The following is a 17,839-nucleotide window of genomic DNA, read 5'->3' as shown; positions in this document are numbered from 1 at the left end:
GGTCGAGCCTCGGGCAACGCATGATATCACCGCTGCGAAAAAGCACATTTTTGATGTCGCGTGGGCTACTGGGTTGTGGATTTTCGCTGATAAAGGCTACCAGGGAGCAGAGGTCCTAGGGTGACGACTTCACCAAAAGGATACCGTCCCACACCCGGATGATGAGACCATCGGGGGGCCTATAGTGTTTGTCAAGTCTACCGGCGGGTGGGAAGGGGACTGAGCGCCCCAGTAGGTGGGTATGCTCAGTAGCCGGCTGGCGTAGGGGTTCCAGTCGGCGGTGTTGGGGGCTTCTGGTGGTGTGCTTAAGGGTTATGGAGTACTGGCGTAGTCCTCACTGTAGAAAGTGCCGGCTTTGACCATCGCGAACAAGACGTTGAGGCGTTTGCGTGCTAGACACACCACGGCTGCGTTGTGTCGCTTTCCTTCCTGGCGTTTGCGCTCGTAGAATTGCCGTGAACGCTCGTGGTGTCTGATAGCTGAAAAACAGTACTGCCATAGGGCGTTGTTTAATTTTTTGTTGCCCGCCCTGTTTACACTGTGTGAATTGATTGATGTTCCCGACTGGTTCGTTGTCGGGCATAGGCCTGCATACGAGGCCAGCTGAGCTGCTGTTGCGAAGTCACTGAACACCTGTGGTCATCAGGGGTCGCGCAGCTGTCGCTGGACCGATACCTGGCATGGACAGCAGCACTTGGGTCAGGGGGATCTGATCAATGATGTCTAGGACCTATTGGTGGATTCGTTTACGGTGGTCCAATTTCGCCAGGGCGTCGGTGGCGGCCAGTGCTTATGCCTAGTTCGGCTTCGCCAGCGCCGGGGAGGGTGAGCTTTTGACTGGTGATCGCATCACATAGGGCGTCCACAATGGGTGCGGGGTTGCGTGCTGTGTGTTTCTTGGCGCATGTGATGGCACGGCTGCGACCTAGGCGGCGGAGTTTCGTTGGCCCACCATAGTGGGCAAGCAGTTCTAGTATCCATCTGCGGTGGATCATCGAACCGCGGAGGAGGTGTTCACACTCTGGATATGTTCCCACTAGGGTCGAACGGATTTGGTTGATCAGCCTAGTGTAGGCGCGGGTGAGGTCATCATCGATACCATTGAGCACTTTGAGCTGCTGGAAGATCACAATCGGTGCGGTCAACGGTGCGTAGGGCATCGGGGAGGAATCGTCCCGCGTAGGCGATGACGAAGGCATCGCGGATATCTGTTTTTTAAGTTTCCTGTGTGGATACGTGCACGTTGACGCATTGATAGCCCTGGCAGGTATGTCACGTCGGCACCTGTGGCGTGAGCGACGGTGACGGTGAGTTGTGCCGATGTTGTTGGGTTGATCTACGACAACGAGCGTGCTGCCGGTGGTGGTGAACTGAGTGAAAAACTCAAGTTAGAGCGGCTTCGGATTGTTCAATTCGTGTGGATTGAATGGTTGTGCCACTGGGGTCGAGGACGCAGGCGTGGTGGAAGTATTTTCCTACGTCAACGCCTATGACGTGGTCATGTGTCATCGGTTTGTTCTAGCGATGAACGGTTGTTGGGTTGTGTTCGTCGCTGGGAAGAATGGTTCGTCGGGTGTGACTGGTGGCTGGCATCCGCATTACAAAGCAGACCTTATTTGGTTGGGGTGGGTCAGGTTCCTATGAGCAGTGTGGAGTGCGCCACGGTCTCCGGTGGCATCACCCCCCGGATCATGTGATAGACAGGGACGGCAATAGAGCCATGCCAAAGCCAGCGACTAGTTCCTTTCTTAGGGGAGGAACGGAACTCAAGCGTAGCGCGGGGAGGGTATGCCTATGGCTGTGATGTGAGGACTGTTTGCCTTTTTGAACTGGAACTACTTACAACGTAATGGGATTATTACCAACATCAAAGCACCTACTGAGGGGGACGTGGCATTGAAGCATTATAAGGCCTTACAACACGTCAGTCTGTGTCCGACGGTAATTACGAAGATCGCTAGGAGTGTTGTGGTGTTGATATCGCTGCATTATGACCCTGATTGGCGAACGTAGTGAGAAAACCCCATTGCGGTAGTTAACTACGTCCGTAAATAAAACAAGAAGTAGAAGTGTAGAGAAGTATTGCAGCAGGCAACGTATGTGGCCATGCGTGGCTACGGGCGATTTTGTGTTCTGGCGTGTGGTGTGCTACGCCTAACGCTTGAAGCTCAGCGTCTCTATCTGGCCGCATCTCAGTGTAAGGCGTGTGACAAGTTCGCCATCCGTATGTGGTGATTACCCGCAAAACAAGCAAACAGCAGGTATGGCAAACATTTAGCAACTGCTGCCGATGGTGTCATCGATGTTGCCTAAAGCCACTCTATGGGAGTCTAGAAAGATCCCCTGCACTGATGCATAGTAGTAGTTTATCTATCAAAGCAAATGTTTGATACCGTGGCACGTTGGAAAACAGTATATTCGTATTTTTAAGACACGACGAAAAGCGAGGTGGGCGTGTGCCTACCTCGCTGTCGCGATGCTGAAAGCCCGTATCACTGGGGGTGAGTTGTGGGCGTCAGCACACGGGCTGTTAGCGCCACTTGGATTCGGGATTATCCTCGTCCTCGGGGGACCAATCAGCCCACTCTGCATATTGGTCGTCTTCGGGGTACGAGGACCCGCGATCCGACTTTCCGGACAGCTCCCGTTGAAGCGAATCCAGATCCATATCAGGAGAGTTGTACTTCAGTTGACGAGCAACCTTGGCTTGTTTTGCCTTGGCACGGCCGCGACCCATGGCCTGACCCCCTTGGAGTGAGCGGGGTGCTGCGGGAATTCGGCACCCTCTGAGCTTTGTCTTACTGTGTATTCCTGTTAGACACAATAGCTGGTGTGAGGAGAAAATGCCGCAATTAGTGTTTGACCTCGCACTCTTGTGAGCGCGATTGGTGTTTTTGTGCAATAGCGTGTCGTGTTGTGGGGGCTTGTTCAACACAGTGATGAATCCCAGCTAGTAGGCGGTGCTCTAACAGCAGCCGGGTAGTTGTTGATCTATCACGTAACTTCTTAAAAAGGTATGTCCAAAGAAGTCTTACTCATTCCAAAACTACCCCTAAATAGGGGCGATGTGGCCTGTTGACCTGCCGTCAACAGGCCACCGTTACCGTCGCCTACAGGCCCTTCAGGCGATTGATCGCGGCCCGGCCGGGGCGCTCGCCATCGTCGGCGGGAATGGAATCTGCATCAATGGCCACGGCCACCTCGCCAGCCTCACCCGCAACCAAGCCTGCACTTCCCGCAGCGCTGCGTTTGACGAGGACCAGTGCTATAGGCCCCAGGTCTGCATCGTGCACAACGGTCCCAATCCGACCAACCACACGTGACCGACCGCCGGAGGTTTTCAGCTCGTCGCCCGGTGCGGGCAGCGTTGGGGCGGACCCATCAAGGTGTGCCAGTGCCAGCACCCGTGGGGAACGGCCCAGGTTGTGTACTCGCGCCACTGTTTCTTGGCCGCGGTAGCAGCCTTTTTCTAGGTGTACGGCACCAGGCCAGGAGTCATCGCCGAGGCGGCCGATCCACCCTGGTACTTCGTGGGGGATGGTTTTTTCATCAAGGTCCAGAAGCAGGTCAGGTTCCAGCGCTGTGACCCGCTCTGCCGTATAGGCCATGAGACCAGCCAGTTGGGCGCCTGCAGCTTCGAGGGCTGCCACGGTGGGTTCAAGATGGTCACGGGGCACCAGGACATCGATACGCGGCTTTCCGCCCCAGTGGACCGGGCGGCTAAGCACATCCTCCGGCAGGTCAATGGGGTCGCCGAGGAGGGTAAGCACCGCTAGATCGGTGAGTTCGATGGTGACGTCGGACCAGAAGACCATGCGGGTGAGGTAGTCGTGAAGGGATTGCGCCTGCGGGGCGGGTGCGTCTAGGTAGAAGGCACCGTCGTGGATGAGCAGGTCGGCGTGATGCAGAACGCGGCCCTGGGGGTCAAGGTCGAGTGCGGCGGCGCTGAATCCATCGGGGGCGTCGTCAAGCTTTTGGGAGAGGAGGTTGTTCAGAAACTGCGGGGCTTCTGGCCCAGTGACGCGTACCACCTGCCGGTCGGAGCGGTCGATGAGCATGGTGGGGTAGCGTTGTTCCCCCAGCGGATTGCCGTAGTGCCAGGCGACGTTGGTACCCCCGATTGCGGCATCAGCATCGCGGGCGATCGCCGCACCTGGTCGTGAAAGTAACGGTGAGGGGGGTGGTGAAGGGTGCAAAGTAGCCACACTGGCATCGTAGTCCCACAAAGCGTGGATAATCTAGGGTATGAGCTCACATGCCGCCACCCCCGCCGCATCCGCCGTGAAACCCGTCGTTGTTGTTATGGATACGTTTGGCGGTCCGATCCGCCATCACAATCCAGAATTGCCGCTGATTTATTGGGATGATGCTGCCGTCACGCGCGGCGACGGTGTGTTCGAAACTCTACTGATCCGCGATGGCCATGCTTGTAATCTGGAGCGCCACAGCAAACGTTTCGCCGCATCGGCGGCGCTGCTGGGCTTGCCGGAGCCGGATGCGGAGTATTGGCGCGCAGCCACGGCCGAGGCCATTCAATCCTGGCCGAAGGACGTTGATGCCTCCTGCGTGTGGACCCTCACCCGTGGCCGCACCGCCACGAACCGTCCCAGCGCCTGGATTACTGTGAAGCAGATCCCTGTGGAGCATCTGGAGCAGCGCCATCTGGGAGTGTCGGTGATGACGGCTCCACGTGGGTTCAGCGTGACCACCACGCCCGATGAGGCCGCACCCTGGATGATCGTTGGCGCGAAAACGCTCAGCTACGCGGCTAATATGGCGGCCCTGCGGCATGCCCGAAGCTGTGGCTTTGATGATGTGATCTACGTTGATGGTGACTGCGTTCTGGAGGGGGCCACCTCGACGGTGGTTGCTGCACAAGGCACTGCGCTGTTCACCCCGACCCCGGCGGCGACGTCCTGCCCGGCACCACGCAGGCTGCCTTGTACCAGCACGCTGAATGGAAGGGCTGGGACTGCCAGGAAACCGACCTCACTGTTCAACAGCTTATCGACGCCGACTCGGTCTGGCTGGTCAGTTCCGTTCGGGTTGCCGCTCGAGTCACCTGCATCAACGATGTTCACCTGCCCGCACCCGCTAACGAAGACAAAGTGCGACGCATGATGTTCGCAGCGCTGAGCTGACCTGCCCTGCGTCTTATCCGACCACGCCTTACCCGACCACGCGTGCCAGCTGCGCGGACATGCGCGGTCGGAGTTCCTTGCCCACCATGCGCTCGTCTACCCAGCCCAGCTCATTGGTGGGCATGAGGCCGTAGAGGCGCTTGCCGGGACCCAGCTCGGCGGGACCGGTTGCGGTGACCATGGTGGAGGCGGATTCCACTTCCCACGCGCGCTCGTTCAGGGGGTTGCCATAAAAAATCTCGACGACACCGGAGGAATTGCAGCAGATGAATTCGATCTCGTCTTTGTCGTTGATCCGCCAGAAGCCGGTTTCCCGCTGGTCTTGGTCGGTGGCGTTGCCCTCCTTGTCGAGCTTCCAGATGCGCGATTCGTAGGAAATGTAGTTTTCGCCGTCGTGGGCGAAAATGAGCTGCTGGCCGAAAGCGTACTGACCGTCAGACGCTGAATCTGCTTGACCAGCACCGCGCCACACACCAATGAGGGGCAGCAACGCCAGCAGGCCGTCGTGTAGGTTAGGGCCGAGCCGCAGGTTGGCGGTGTCCTCGGCAACGGGGAGGTCGTCAAGACCGTCAATGCCGCTCAACGTCGGAATGTTCCGCCCGCCGGTGAGTTTGGATTGCTCCGCAGCGAGATTCACGGCGGCGTTGCCGTCCAATCGGATCTCGTCTGCGGTGGAGTTGGCGGCATCTTGGGTTGTTGCAGTGTTATCAGGGCTTTCAGTCATGCCCTACACCCTAGCTCACTCTAGCTTTCTTCTTGGTTTTCGCGTAGGAGCGGCGCAAAGTCCTTGTAGCTGAGCGTCACGTTGGAGATTTCGGAGGAGATGTAGATGGATCCTCCGTTGCAGTTGATGTTGGTGGCACGCCCACCGAGGGGGAGCTCGGTGGAGTCCACGGTCCAGGAGAAGGCGTTGAGTGCTTCTTCTTCCCGGCCTGGTGGCGCGCCGCGCACGCTGGTGGGTTCGATGGAGATGGTGCTTCCTTTGATGCGGAGTTTCACCTCGGCGACCACGGGTTCCGTGAAGTTCGGTGGCGTCCCCGTGAGCTGCGCCTCGGAGGCGGAGGTGCTGGTAGGGGAAATGTCGGAGGGATGGCTGATGTCCAGGTCGGTGATGTTGAGGAAGCTGCCGAGTGCCACGCCGTCGAGACGCATGTAGTGCGACAGTGCCTTTGCCTTCGCCCCTTCAATGTTGCCGTTTAAAAGTTGCTCGTTGCTGAGCGTCACACGGTCCGCCTCGGTGCGCAGGTTCACCAACCCCAGGCCAGGAATGCGCACATCCAGGCTTTCTGAGGTGATCGCCGGCACTTTGTGCGTGCTCAGCGCCAGCAAATAGGGGAATCCGCCAACGTAGATGCGGGGGTTGCTTTCCACCGGGGTGACGGCCTCGATTTCTTGGGCGATGCGCATTTCCACCCGTGCCGCCACAATGCTATCCACAAGCCAGCCAATTCCGAACGTCAGCGCGAGGGCACTGGAGATAATAACGGCGGGACGGCGTAGCTTCACACTTACAATTCATATCATTAGCCTGGAAGGTATGCGCATTCACAACGGCACGGTTCCTGACACTGTACTCATCGACACCGCCACCACTCACGACGGCGTGGCACCGCTGTCTGAGCAGTTCCTGCGCGGACTTTCCGAACCGGAGCTGGGGCACACCCACGCCTACATTCTCACCGACGACCAGGTGGTGGCACTGGCCGCCGGGGATGGGGCTTCCTGGGAACTTGTTGTTCACCCCGCTTATCGACGCCGCGGTCTGGGCACCGCGCTCCTTGGGTCACTGGGGGAGAGCGCGCACGTGTGGGCGCATGGGAACCTGCCAGCGGCGAAGGGCCTGGCGGCGGCGCGTGGGTGGGCGTCGATACGCGAACTTTTAGTGATGGGCGTGGATTGGGTGCCAGCTGAAACCCAGCTGCCGGACAGCATGGTCTGCCTGAACCTTGACGAATCCGCCGAACGGTTCGGTAGGGATGCGGTGCTGGACGCCTGGCTTGCGGCTAACAACGAGGCTTTCGATTGGCACCCCGAGCAAGGCGGCTGGGATCGCGCTCGCCTTGACCAAGCCATGGCCGCGAGCTGGTTCAACTCGGCCGACGTGCTCCTGCTGTGGGACGGCGACCAACTTGCGGGCTTCCACTGGACTAAACGGCACAGCACTGAGCTGGGGGAAGTCTACGTCGTGGGACTCGCCGCCGCCTATCGTGGGCGCGGGCTTGGCGATCCGCTTGTGCGCCTAGGGCTTGACCACCTAGCGGAGGCCGGGATGGGGCGCATCATTTTGTATGTGGAGGCCGATAATGTTCCCGCCGTGGCGGCCTATGAAAAACTAGGCTTTGAAGAAGTGGAAAACCATGTGCTCTATGCCCATGAGTCGGCGGAAAACTAAGGAAGTGCCCGTGAAACGTGTCGCCATCATCTCGACCCTCCTTGTTGCCGGGTGCCTCGCTGGATGCGTAGAAAGTCGTGAAACCCCCATCGGCCTTGTCGACGAGCCAGGACTGACCAAGACCGAAGGCCAGGTACTCGCCGAAGGTTCCAGCGCCCAAAAGCGCGCCATGGACCTCTATGGCATCAAGTACGCCACCGCCGTCCCCGGCGCGCGACTGTCCTACCCGCCTGCGGGGTCGGGGGAAGGCCAAACAAACTTCCTGGCGGGAACCGTCGACATTGCGGGGTCCGACACGCCCCTGACCGCCGAGCAGGCCAGCCAAGCTGCGGAACGATGCGGCGGCAATGAAGCCTGGCACCTGCCCCTGGCCTTCGGCGGACTCGCCATCACCTATCACCTTGACGGCGTGCCCAAACTCGTGCTCAACGCCGACGTACTGACCCGGATATACAAAGACGAAATCCACACCTGGAATGACCCGGCCATCGCCGCGCTGAACCCGGGAGTCAACCTTCCCGAAGAACACATCACGCCCGTCTACCGATCGGACCGTTCCGGCAGCACAGACACCCTGCAACGCTTTTTTAAAGGCACCACAAACGGGGCGTGGAACACCACCGGCTTGGACTACGCCGGGTACGGGGGTGTGGGGGCCAGCGGCTCAAACGGGGTTGTTGATACCATCCGTGACACAAACGGCGCGGTTGGATACGTGGAAACCGGCTACGCCGTGGGCGCGCGACTTGGTCTTGCCGCGATTGATTTCGGTGCGGGACCCGTTGTTCCCGAGGGGCCTGCGGTGGAAGCAGCCGTGGCCAAAGCCACCTTCGCCAACAATGGACACAACCTCGTGGTTGATACCGATGCGCTATACGACGCCGCGAAACAACCCGACAGCTACCCACTTATTGTCACCAGCTACAGCATTGTCTGCTCGGCGGGATACCCGCCCGAGGTGCGCAAACGCGTGAAGGACTTTCTCACCGTTGCCTTGCGGCACCAAGATGACGAACTCCGCAACCTGGGGTATGCGCCGCTGAGTGGAGTGCACAAAGGACGAATGGAATCTGCGGTGGCGGCGCTGAGTTAGTTAAGGAGTCGTGGGGTGTGCAGTGTGCTTATCTCTGAGCACGAAAAACAGCTGTTTTTGAGCTTGAGCGTAAGCACATTTTTCATGCTTGTTATATAGGTCTACTACCAGGTACGAAAACAGCCCATTTTCGAGCTTGTCGGTGGACTTACCTTGCACATCCCCTTACCCACCTGAGTGCATAATGTCAGCACCCTCGGGCACGGTGTCATCTTCCGGGTCGTCGAGCCAGCCCTCCGGCAACACGACTTTCCCAGGAGAACCCTGGCGGCCGCGCGCCCCATCAGCGTCATCGGCGAGTGCGGGGGAGTCGCTGAAGGGGGCGAGGATGTCGGCGAGGTGCGCGAGCGTCGATACGCGGGCGAGGTCGCGGCGCATGTCGCCTCCGACGGGGAAGCCTCGCAAATACCAGGACACGTGCTTGCGTAGTTCGCGGCAGCCGTGCTCCTCACCATGGTGGGCTGCCAGCAGCTCGGCATGGCGTTGAATAATGCGCGTCACTTCACCCAACGTGGGTTGTGGGGGTAGGGGACGGCCGGTGAGCTGGGCGGCGAGTTCGGCAAACAACCAGGGGCGGCCCAGGCAACCACGGCCGACCACCACGCCGTCGCAACCCGTTTGGTCCATCATGGCTGCAGCGTCAGAAGCTGCGAAAATATCGCCGTTGCCCAGCACCGGGATTCCCGAATCGGCCATGTGTTCCTTCAACCGCGCGATCTCCGACCAGTCGGCCTTGCCGGAGTACCGCTGCGCCGCAGTGCGGGCGTGAAGCGCCACCGCCGCCGCGCCTTCCGCTGCGGCAATGCGCCCGGCATCCAGGTGGGTTTTGTGGGCGTCGTCAATGCCCACGCGGAACTTCACCGTCACTGGAATATCCGTGCCTTCCGTGGCGCGAACGGCAGCGGCGACGATATTGCCAAACAGTTTCCTTTTATAGGGCAGTGCTGAACCGCCGCCGCGCCGGGTGACTTTGGGGACCGGGCAGCCGAAGTTCATGTCGATGTGGTCGGCGAGGTTTTCATCCACAATCATTTTCGCGGCCTCATAGGTCCAGTGCGGATCGGTGGTGTACAGCTGCAGTGATCGGGGGTTTTCATCAGGGGCGAAGGTGGTCATATGTAGCGTTTTTTCGTTGCGTTCCACCAGCGCGCGGGCGGTGACCATTTCACAGACATACAACCCGGATACGCTGCCCATCTTTTCTCGCTCCTGCTCGCGGCACAGCGTGCGGAATGCCACGTTGGTCACCCCGGCCATGGGTGCGAGCACCACGGGGGAGGTGAGGGTGAGGGAGCCTATGGACAGGGGAGCTGCTGGTTGTGCCACGCAGGCCATTGTAGATACTTCCGGATGGGCGACAAACTCACCAGAATCCCGGAAGTCCAATTTCAGCAACCCGGCGATGGGCTGACTCACAGGCGCTACGGCACCACACCTGGAGGGGGTGGCTATTGGGGGTGCTTTCTGGGTGAAAGTCCACACGATTATTTGTTCAAAAAGCAGGGATGGGGCGGATGGTTTATTGTGGTGAGGGTAACTAGCTTGCTGATTGTCTAAGTGAGTCACAGTGTGTCCTGTGGCGCTGCTTGGGTAGTCGATGTGTCACATCTCCGGCGTGGTCGTTGCAGCTGGCCACCCGGCGCTTGAGGAGGAATACATGTCCGATCGGATTGCTAACGCTCAGCTCCGTTCTAAGGTGATGACGGCCGACGAGGCCGCACAGTTTGTCAACCATGGCGATAAGGTCGGCATTTCCGGCTTTACCGGTGCTGGCTACCCGAAGGTTCTGCCCACCGCCATCGCGGAACGTGCGAAGGAGGCGCACGCCAAAGGCGATGAATTCATGATCGACTTGTTCACCGGTGCCTCCACCGCTCCAGACTGTGATGGTGTGTTGGCTGAGGCGGATGCAGTTCGGTTCCGCACCCCCTACCAGTCCGATCCGATCATGCGTAACAAGATCAACGACGGCACCAGCCTCTACGCGGACTACCACCTGTCCGAGTCCGGCATGTACGTGCAGCAGGGCTTTTTTGGCCGCATGAACGTTGCCATCGTGGAGGCTGTGCGCATTACCGAGGAAGGCCACATCATTCCTTCTTCCTCCATTGGCAACAACGTTGAGTACCTGGATGCAGCGGAGAAGATCATCATTGAGGTCAACTCCTGGCAGTCCGAAGAACTCGAAGGCATGGCCGATATTTGGCGCAACAACCCGCTGCCCAACCGCGTGGCCATTCCGATTACGGAACCCGGCCAGCGTGTCGGTACCCCCTACATCGACATTGATGTGAACAAGGTCGTTGCTGTGGTGGAAACCGACCTGCAGGATCGCAACGCCCCCTTCAAGCCCCTTGATGAGCAGTCCAAGCAGATCGCTGGCCACTTCCTGGACTTCCTGGAGGGCGAGGTTGCTGCTGGTCGCCTCACCTACGACGGCTACCGCATGCAGTCCGGCGTCGGTAACGTGCCGAACGCCGTGATGAGCGGCCTGCTGGACTCCAAGTTCGAGAACATTCAGGCATACACCGAGGTTATTCAGGACGGCATGGTCGACCTTATCGACGCCGGGAAAATGACGGTCGCATCCGCCACCGCCTTCTCCCTATCGCCCGAATACGCCGAGCGTATGAACAATGAGGCATCCAAGTACCGCGAGTCCATTATTCTGCGCCCTCAGCAGATCTCCAACCATCCCGAAGTCATACGTCGCCTTGGCCTGATCTGCACCAACGGTCTGATCGAAGCCGACATTTACGGCAACGTCAACTCCACCAACGTCATCGGCTCCCGCATGATGAACGGTGTCGGCGGTTCCGCGGACTTCACCCGCAACGGCTACATTAGCTCCTTCATCACGCCTTCCGACGCCAAGGGTGGTGCCATCTCCGCCATCGTTCCGTTTGTCTCCCACGTGGACCACACCGAACAAGACGTCAAGGTGATTATCACCGAGTACGGCTACGCAGACCTGCGGGGCCTTGCACCGCGCCAGCGCGTAGAAAAAATCATTGCTCTCGCACACCCGGATTACCGGCCGCTGCTTGAGGAATACTACGACCGCGCGCTCAAGGCAGCCACGGAACGCAAGACCCTGCAGACCCCGCACGACCTGGCCACCGCATTCAGCTTCCACCAGCGGTTCCAGGAAACCGGCACCATGAAGCTTTCCTAGGTGTTTCTTGCGTTTTATGTCGCCGCGTGACGACGCCCCGCCTCCCGCGCCTTAACTACAAGGCGTACGGTGGCGGGGCGTCGTTGTTGTGTGGTTCATAACTGCCTGATATGAGGGACTTCAAGTCTGCACTCCTGGTGAGAAAACCTTCTTAGTGTTTTACGCTACAGTGGCTTCACCCCAGATAGTATTAGTGAATTAATTTTTGAGTAGTCAGAGATAACGTTGTATCTATAGATTTTCCCGTTATATATTTTAAAAGTTAGTAATAGTCTGGGTTTTTCTGGGCTTCCCACCAAGATTACCGGTTTACGTGATAATAAATAGACGTCTGCATCTTGCGCGTTAGCTTGAAGTGTAATTGTTTCATTAATGATATTCTTGATGCCGCTAATATGTGATGGTTCTCCTGTTTTGACAGTGTCAGAATCAGCTATTCTGGTGACTTCAGGGTGAAGAACTGATATTAGTCCCTCAATGTCTCCTTGTTGTGCCGCTGTAAGGAATGCACTTACAATCTGTTGCTCATTGTTATTCTCACGTTGAGCGGTGTCAAGATTGCTGTTTTGAATGATGGCACGGGCACGGCTAGCCTGGCGTCGGGCGGCAACTTCGCTAATGCCTAAGATTGATCCAATTTCGGAAAAAGTAAAGCTAAAAATGTCATGTAAGATGAAGGAAATCTGCTGCGAAGGGGTTAGCTCGGCTAATATGATTTTGAAAGCTGATTCCACATCGCTGATTAGTTCCAAGTTGGCTTCAGGCAAATTATTATTTGTTGTAAGATTTATGGCGGAATTATATGAAACAAATTTTTGATTTTGCCTTATTGTGTCCAGGCATAGCCGCGTGACAACAGTGGTTAGCCATGCTTCGAGATTGACAATCTCATCCTTATTGGCTTGGCTGTAGCGAATCCATGCCTCTTGCATAATATCGTCTACATCTGTTGTCTTTTGTAAAAAACGATAAGCCAACGCCCGCAGGTATTGCTCCTGCGAGGCGAAGGCATCTGAATCTGGACCAATAGTCATAGGTTGAAGCCGTAGGTTCCGACCAATTCTATTTCCTGAGGCGTTGGATAGCCGCCTTGAGCATGAAGCCCAATCATCTTGGGTAGTGCTGCTGTGGCTTCGAAGCCTAGTAGTGGATTGTTTTTCTCATCATCAAGTTCAATCAGCGCCACAAATTTATCAGTCCCACGTAGTCTCCAATATGCAAGGCGAACTGAGTCTGGGTCTTCTTTGTGCAGCGTGTCAAATGCTGCTCTGATAGCTGTGTCAATCTCTTTGGCACCGGAAGCATCCGTTGAAAATTCGATTAACCGCTGCATGTCTGCCATCTCCTATTTCTGCGTGTGATATTTCCATGCTTTCATCTATACGACGTTGCAGCGTGTCTGGATGTGACTGGAAAATATGTGTCTTCAGTCACATTTTGAGCCATTATTATTTAGTGCTCTAGCTATTTTTCTGAGTTGTGCATGATTGAAGCCCCGCCTCCCGCGCCTTAACTAGCTGGCGCACGGTGGCGGGACGTTGTTTTTTAGTGTTGTGCAGGGTTAGGACAAGCCCTTGACGGGAACGTACACTTCCCACGGCAGCGGAAGAGCTCGTAGACCCACCCCATCCTGGCGGCATCCGGTAGCTTTACCGTGGAATGCCTTGCATTCAAGGTTCTCAGTCCCGCGCGGCGACACAATACGCGGCGTCGTAACCGTGGGATCCCAGAATTGGGGGTCGTTGGGGGTCAAAAAGCGAACCTTCCCCCACTCGCCGATGGGCATTGTACCCAAACCAGTGTCGAACTGCTCCGCCTGGGCGGTCGGTGCGGCTGTAAGGGCGGTTGCCGCAATGATAGCGGCCGCTGACGTGCTGAAAGCTCTGCGGAAATGCATGATTGTGCTCCTTGTATGAGGGAGATGAAGGGCCGTCTATATGGGTTATCCAGGAGTTTAGGGAGCACGTTACCGATTATGCGGTTTGCTGAATCGGTCTATCGCCAGGGCGGGAAGTGCCATGCGCTCTGTTAGGATGCACAAACCTTCATGCAAAACGTTGCACTATCAATGTTCAATGGTTGGTATTAGATAGCGACTTAGCCGATCCCCACCCCTTCCTCCCACACCGGCCTCATTTCCATAGCCGTAACTTTCCAGCCGCTTGGGGTGTTGTGGAGGGAAAATCGGTAATCGCCGCCAAGCGTCCAGGTACCGTGGGCGTGCTGGTGAGTAGCGATGAAGGAGGCTGTGGCCGTCGCGGCGTCGTCACGCAGGGTGATCAGGTGGTTGCTGACCAGGTGCTGGTGGGCGTCGAGGCCTTCGAATACGGGCCTCCAGCGGCCGATGATTTCTTGCGGGGAGAGCAGTTCCGGTTCGCCGTAGTCAAGGGTGACCTGGTCGCTGAAGACGTGGGCGAGTGTGTCCCAGTCGTGGTGGTCGGTGGCCCAGAACAGGGTGTTAAGGGTTGTGATGATGTCGAATCGCGGGTCCATGAAGCAATCCTTAGAGCGTGTTTCGGAAGTGGTCGGCGGTGGTGCGCAGGGCGTGGCTCACCTGCGTTGGTTGGTCGTAAAAGTCCAGTTGTGTTCCCTCGATCCAGCGCAGTTTCTTGGGGCCGGGCAGGTGGTCGTAAAATTGTTGAGCTCCGTCGGGGACTGCGGCATCGGGGGAGTGGATCATGTGGACGGGAATGGTGATCTGTGGGGCGCTGATCAGTGGATTAAACGTTAGCCACGGTTCCCATGACATGGTGGCGATGCGCTTGTCCCATTCGGGGATGTCGCCGCGTTGTGGATCGAGGTAATAGTCGTAGGGGCCGTACATTGCGGCCGCAGGATCGGTGGTGGAGATGGCGGGAATGTAGTCAACCTCGCCCATCTCCTGGTAGCGGGCGTGGGCTGCGCAGGATGCCGCAATGCGCTCCTGTACCCCAGCTTCGCCACCGTAGTAGGGCGCGACGAGCTGCATGTTGTGAAGCCACGGCGCGATCATGGCCAGCGAACTCACCCTGCTATCCGACGCCGCGTTTACGGCCTGATAGCCCGACGATGCGCAAATCCCCAGCGCCCCGATGCGTGCCGCACCGAGCTGTTCAACGGCATACGTGACCGCGGCGTGAATGTCGCTGATCTTTCTGTCCGGGTTTTCCCACGAGCGCGGCGATCCTTCGCTTTGCCCGAACCCACGGAAATCAAACGTGAGAGTAGTGAAGCCTTCGGCGGCGAGAAGTCGTGCGTAGAACTCGGCTTGTTGTTCCTTAACTGTGGTCCACGAACCGGTGACAACAATGATGGAATCCGAATCGTGGTGTATAGGCGTGTGCAGATTGCCCACAAGCCTGTCGCCCTCTGACTGAAAACGAACTCGGGTTGAAGTAAAAGGTTGCGTCATACTGTGTGACGCTAGGCGGCTGGGTGGTATCGCGTCCAATACTTTCTGTGATAGCGATTAGGCATCACCGCGTTGCTGCAGTGCCGAGGCCGCGACGCGGATGACATCGCGGGTGTCGCCTGCCCGCCACAGGAACGCAAGCCGCGCGGGCGGCAAGTCCGGTACCTCAAGAAAGTGCACGCCTTCACGCGCGTAAAGGACGCTGTTTCCTGCGGATATGAAAACCGAACCGGTTCCCGCAGCGACGTTTTCCAGCGCTTCGTCGGCGGTTGCCGCCTCGCAGGCAATCGGCGCTGGCGAGCCGTGGCGCGCATGCTCCGCCAGCCAAAACGATCGCAATTCTTTGGCGCTTTCAGGCAAAACCACAAGGGGTTCGTTGCTGACCTCCGCAAAAGACGCTTGACGACGCCCCGCCAGTCGGTGTTGGCTGTTTACCGCCAGCATGATGGGTTCCTCCGCGACCACCACATAGCCGCAGTGTGGGTTTATGGTGGTGCCTAACCAGGCGAATCCCGCGTCACAATCCCCGGCCTCAACCCCCGCAGTCGCGTCGTTCCAGGCCACTTGGTGAAGCTCCGGCCGCCACTGGATTGCATTCAGCGCCTGTGTAAGTGTGTGAAGCATTCCACGCCCAACTCCCGTTTGAAGCCCGATGACCAGCACTGATTGTTCTTTGCGTGCTAGGATTGCGACTTCTTTCGTGGCAGCATCCCAGTCTTCTAGTAGGTGGCGGGCGCGGTGAAGAAGAGCTTCACCTGCCGATGTGAGCTGGACCGAACGGCGGTCTCGAATGAAAAGCTGCGCCTTAAGGTCTTGTTCCAGGCGTGCGATCTGCCTGGAGAGAACGGGTTGGCTCACAAAAAGCCGTTCGGCTGCTTTGCGGAAGTGCAGCTCCTCCGCGACTGCGGTGAAGTAGCGAAGATCCCGAAGATGCACGTCCATAAGGTTCAAGTGTATTCATTGTTGCTGCTAGGCAAGTGTGCTTCTCGGAAAAGACCAGCTAGCAGGGCGATTTCCAAAGCCAGAGTGAAACCGCTAAAATAGCTCACTGTTGGTTGCTACCATGCAGCCATGGGCCTTTAGCTCAGTTGGTAGAGCTACGGACTTTTAATCCGCAGGTCGTGGGTTCGAGCCCCACAGGGCCCACTTTTTATATTGTTCAGTTAAGCCACTCTGCTCAAGCTAGTGAGTTGGGGTGGCTTTTTTCGTGCTCATCGGGTGCATAATATGCTGATGTCGTCAAAGAAAAATGATGGCATCACAGTGAAGGTGGAGCACACATGCGTTTCCGAAGCGTTTCTTCCTATGCTGCTGATAGCGGTGCACACGCATGAGCAAAGAACATAAGTTACGTGCTCTCGGCCTGCTGACGGCCTCCGAGTTCTGGGGATCTATTGGGCTGCAGGTGGTACTTTTCATCGCTCCTCTTGCCGCGATTCAGCTGCTTGATGCGACAGCCATGCAGGTGGCTATTCTGAATCTCACAGAATCCGCAGCGGCGCTGGTGTTTGGATTGGGCGTCGGCCAGGCGGTGGACCGCTGGGGTGGCGCTTCCTCAATCACTACCGCAAACCTCGTCCGTGCGGCAGGCGTGGGAGCGCTTGCCTTCTCGCTGTTTGCTGGTCCCTCGCTTCCGATTCTTTACCTCACGTTGTTCCTCATGGGTATTGCATCCCTGCTGCATGATGCGGGAATTAGTACCGCAATTGTGGAATATGTTGGCCGCGACGGTAAAGAACTCAACCGCGCTAATTCGCTGCTACGAACTTCGGAGATTATTTCCTCGCTGGGTGGGCCGGGGCTTGGGGGAGCGATTCTCGCTTTCATGACGTTCGGAGCAGCGGCACTGTTTAGCTCGATGAGCTTCGCCATCGCCGCAGGCTGCGCTGCTACCGTCTGGTTTTCAACCAAGGCAATCCGGGCACAGCAAACATTAGAAGCTTCCGACGCCCAGACTACCGACAGCTCGCACGACACCACCTCCGGTGGAGTTTTAGACGGCCTCCGCTACATTCTGCGCAGTGGATTCCTGCGGCCTTTGGCGGCAACAGGGTTGCATTTCAACTTTTTCAGCGCCATCTTCCAGGCTGTGTTTGTTATCTACTGTGTACGCGTCCTCGGATTTGAGACGTGGGTAATGTCGCTGGTCGGCATCGTTGGAGGACTGGGCGGTCTTCTCGGGGCTGCGTTTTCTAGTACCGCCACGGCGGAACAGAACGCAAAAAAGTTCTATGCTTTATCGCTTGTTATTCCAGCGGCATCTGTACTCGTTATGCTGTGCGCGCAGATGACTACCATCCACGCCGCGCGGATTACAGCTGTTGCGCTCGCTGAAGCGGTGTTTTCGTTCTGCATGGTTCTGTGCATGGTGTTGTTCAATACTGCCCGCCAGCAAGCCTCACCTGATGGCATGGTGGGGCAGATCGCCGCGACGGAAAGAATGATTGCCTTGGGTGGTGAGGTCCCGGGTGCGTTGATTGGCGGGGCCGTTGCCACGGCGGTGTCCGTTCAATTTTCCATGACAGTGGCCTTGGTGGGCATGCTGTTCGCCGCAGTGTGGCTTATTGGAATGAAGGGCTGGCCTTCAGCTAGCACAGAAGTGATATCGTCCGCTAGTGTCATTGGGCCTTAATGCATAAAGCAACTC

General features: G+C 57.5%; 15 protein-coding genes, 1 tRNA gene and 2 pseudogenes. 6 read left to right on the top strand and 12 right to left on the bottom strand.

All coding sequences use genetic code 11. From position 1 onward, the window contains the following. Positions 1-312 precede the first annotated feature (312 nt). The 3 genes and pseudogenes from CDUR_RS12975 to ygfZ all read right to left on the bottom strand — a co-directional run bounded on the left by CDUR_RS12975 (position 313) and on the right by ygfZ (position 4,205). Positions 313-1,509: pseudogene (locus tag CDUR_RS12975) on the bottom strand (IS110 family RNA-guided transposase). Between the two features lie 1,021 nt (positions 1,510-2,530). Further along, positions 2,531-2,737: a DUF3073 domain-containing protein gene (locus tag CDUR_RS11140; RefSeq protein ID WP_179418259.1), complete on the bottom strand. Its 207-nt coding sequence runs from the start codon at positions 2,735-2,737 to the stop codon at positions 2,531-2,533. Between the two features lie 373 nt (positions 2,738-3,110). Next, positions 3,111-4,205: a CAF17-like 4Fe-4S cluster assembly/insertion protein YgfZ gene (ygfZ, locus tag CDUR_RS11135; protein WP_290207629.1), complete on the bottom strand. Its 1,095-nt coding sequence runs from the start codon at positions 4,203-4,205 to the stop codon at positions 3,111-3,113. A gap of 40 nt (positions 4,206-4,245) precedes the next feature. Here ygfZ and CDUR_RS11130 point away from each other — a divergent pair. Beyond that, positions 4,246-5,141: pseudogene (locus tag CDUR_RS11130) on the top strand (aminodeoxychorismate lyase). 28 nt (positions 5,142-5,169) lie between these two features. Here CDUR_RS11130 and CDUR_RS11125 read toward each other — a convergent pair. Further along, positions 5,170-5,865, bottom strand: a complete 696-nt coding sequence (locus CDUR_RS11125) for a heme-binding beta-barrel domain-containing protein (protein WP_006062472.1) — start codon at positions 5,863-5,865, stop codon at positions 5,170-5,172. Between the two features lie 20 nt (positions 5,866-5,885). Further along, positions 5,886-6,647, bottom strand: coding sequence for an LmeA family phospholipid-binding protein (locus tag CDUR_RS11120; RefSeq protein WP_179418258.1), 762 nt, complete (start codon positions 6,645-6,647; stop codon positions 5,886-5,888). 31 nt (positions 6,648-6,678) lie between these two features. Between CDUR_RS11120 and mshD the strand changes: the two genes are divergently transcribed. Further along, positions 6,679-7,533: a mycothiol synthase gene (gene mshD, locus CDUR_RS11115; protein WP_179418257.1), complete on the top strand. Its 855-nt coding sequence runs from the start codon at positions 6,679-6,681 to the stop codon at positions 7,531-7,533. Positions 7,534-7,543: 10 nt separating this feature from the next. Next, the gene (gene pstS / locus CDUR_RS11110; RefSeq protein ID WP_290207621.1) at positions 7,544-8,626 is read left to right on the top strand and encodes a phosphate ABC transporter substrate-binding protein PstS; all 1,083 of its coding nucleotides are present in this window, start codon (positions 7,544-7,546) and stop codon (positions 8,624-8,626) included. Positions 8,627-8,791: 165 nt separating this feature from the next. On the opposite strand, the gene dusB is transcribed toward pstS, so the two are convergent. Further along, positions 8,792-9,961: a tRNA dihydrouridine synthase DusB gene (gene dusB, locus CDUR_RS11105; protein ID WP_179419123.1), complete on the bottom strand. Its 1,170-nt coding sequence runs from the start codon at positions 9,959-9,961 to the stop codon at positions 8,792-8,794. Between the two features lie 322 nt (positions 9,962-10,283). On the opposite strand from dusB, the gene scpC reads away from it, so the two are divergent. Next, a complete protein-coding gene (scpC, locus tag CDUR_RS11100; protein WP_179418255.1) occupies positions 10,284-11,801 on the top strand; it encodes a succinyl-CoA:acetate CoA-transferase ScpC in 1,518 nt (505 codons plus the stop codon). A gap of 164 nt (positions 11,802-11,965) precedes the next feature. Here the strand turns inward: scpC and CDUR_RS11095 are convergent, their stop codons facing one another. The 6 genes from CDUR_RS11095 to CDUR_RS11070 all read right to left on the bottom strand — a co-directional run bounded on the left by CDUR_RS11095 (position 11,966) and on the right by CDUR_RS11070 (position 16,134). Further along, positions 11,966-12,835 carry a sigma-70 family RNA polymerase sigma factor gene (locus CDUR_RS11095; RefSeq protein ID WP_179418254.1) on the bottom strand — a complete coding sequence of 290 codons (870 nt, stop codon included), beginning with the start codon at positions 12,833-12,835 and terminating at the stop codon, positions 11,966-11,968. After that, entirely contained in the window at positions 12,832-13,143 is a 312-nt protein-coding gene (locus CDUR_RS11090) for a hypothetical protein (protein ID WP_218865444.1), read from the bottom strand. The genes CDUR_RS11095 and CDUR_RS11090 overlap by 4 nt, the downstream gene beginning before the upstream one ends. Before the next feature lie 219 nt (positions 13,144-13,362). After that, positions 13,363-13,698, bottom strand: a complete 336-nt coding sequence (locus tag CDUR_RS11085; protein WP_179418253.1) for a hypothetical protein — start codon at positions 13,696-13,698, stop codon at positions 13,363-13,365. 200 nt (positions 13,699-13,898) lie between these two features. Further along, positions 13,899-14,294 carry a nuclear transport factor 2 family protein gene (locus tag CDUR_RS11080; RefSeq protein ID WP_179418252.1) on the bottom strand — a complete coding sequence of 132 codons (396 nt, stop codon included), beginning with the start codon at positions 14,292-14,294 and terminating at the stop codon, positions 13,899-13,901. 10 nt (positions 14,295-14,304) lie between these two features. Further along, positions 14,305-15,192 carry an alpha/beta hydrolase gene (locus tag CDUR_RS11075; protein ID WP_179418251.1) on the bottom strand — a complete coding sequence of 296 codons (888 nt, stop codon included), beginning with the start codon at positions 15,190-15,192 and terminating at the stop codon, positions 14,305-14,307. A gap of 57 nt (positions 15,193-15,249) precedes the next feature. After that, complete coding sequence (locus CDUR_RS11070) at positions 15,250-16,134, bottom strand: LysR family transcriptional regulator (RefSeq protein WP_179418250.1); 885 nt, start codon at positions 16,132-16,134, stop codon at positions 15,250-15,252. Positions 16,135-16,265: 131 nt separating this feature from the next. Between CDUR_RS11070 and CDUR_RS11065 the strand changes: the two genes are divergently transcribed. Continuing rightward, positions 16,266-16,338: transfer RNA gene (locus tag CDUR_RS11065), tRNA-Lys, on the top strand. Between the two features lie 184 nt (positions 16,339-16,522). Further along, positions 16,523-17,824 carry an MFS transporter gene (locus CDUR_RS11060; protein ID WP_179418249.1) on the top strand — a complete coding sequence of 434 codons (1,302 nt, stop codon included), beginning with the start codon at positions 16,523-16,525 and terminating at the stop codon, positions 17,822-17,824. Positions 17,825-17,839: the final 15 nt, after the last annotated feature.

It is taken from the genome of Corynebacterium durum, assembly GCF_030408675.1.
GTDB classification, from domain to species: Bacteria; Actinomycetota; Actinomycetes; order Mycobacteriales; family Mycobacteriaceae; genus Corynebacterium; species Corynebacterium durum.
Note: the sequence above shows the minus strand (reverse complement) of the source record. Positions and strands in the feature narration are given on the sequence as shown.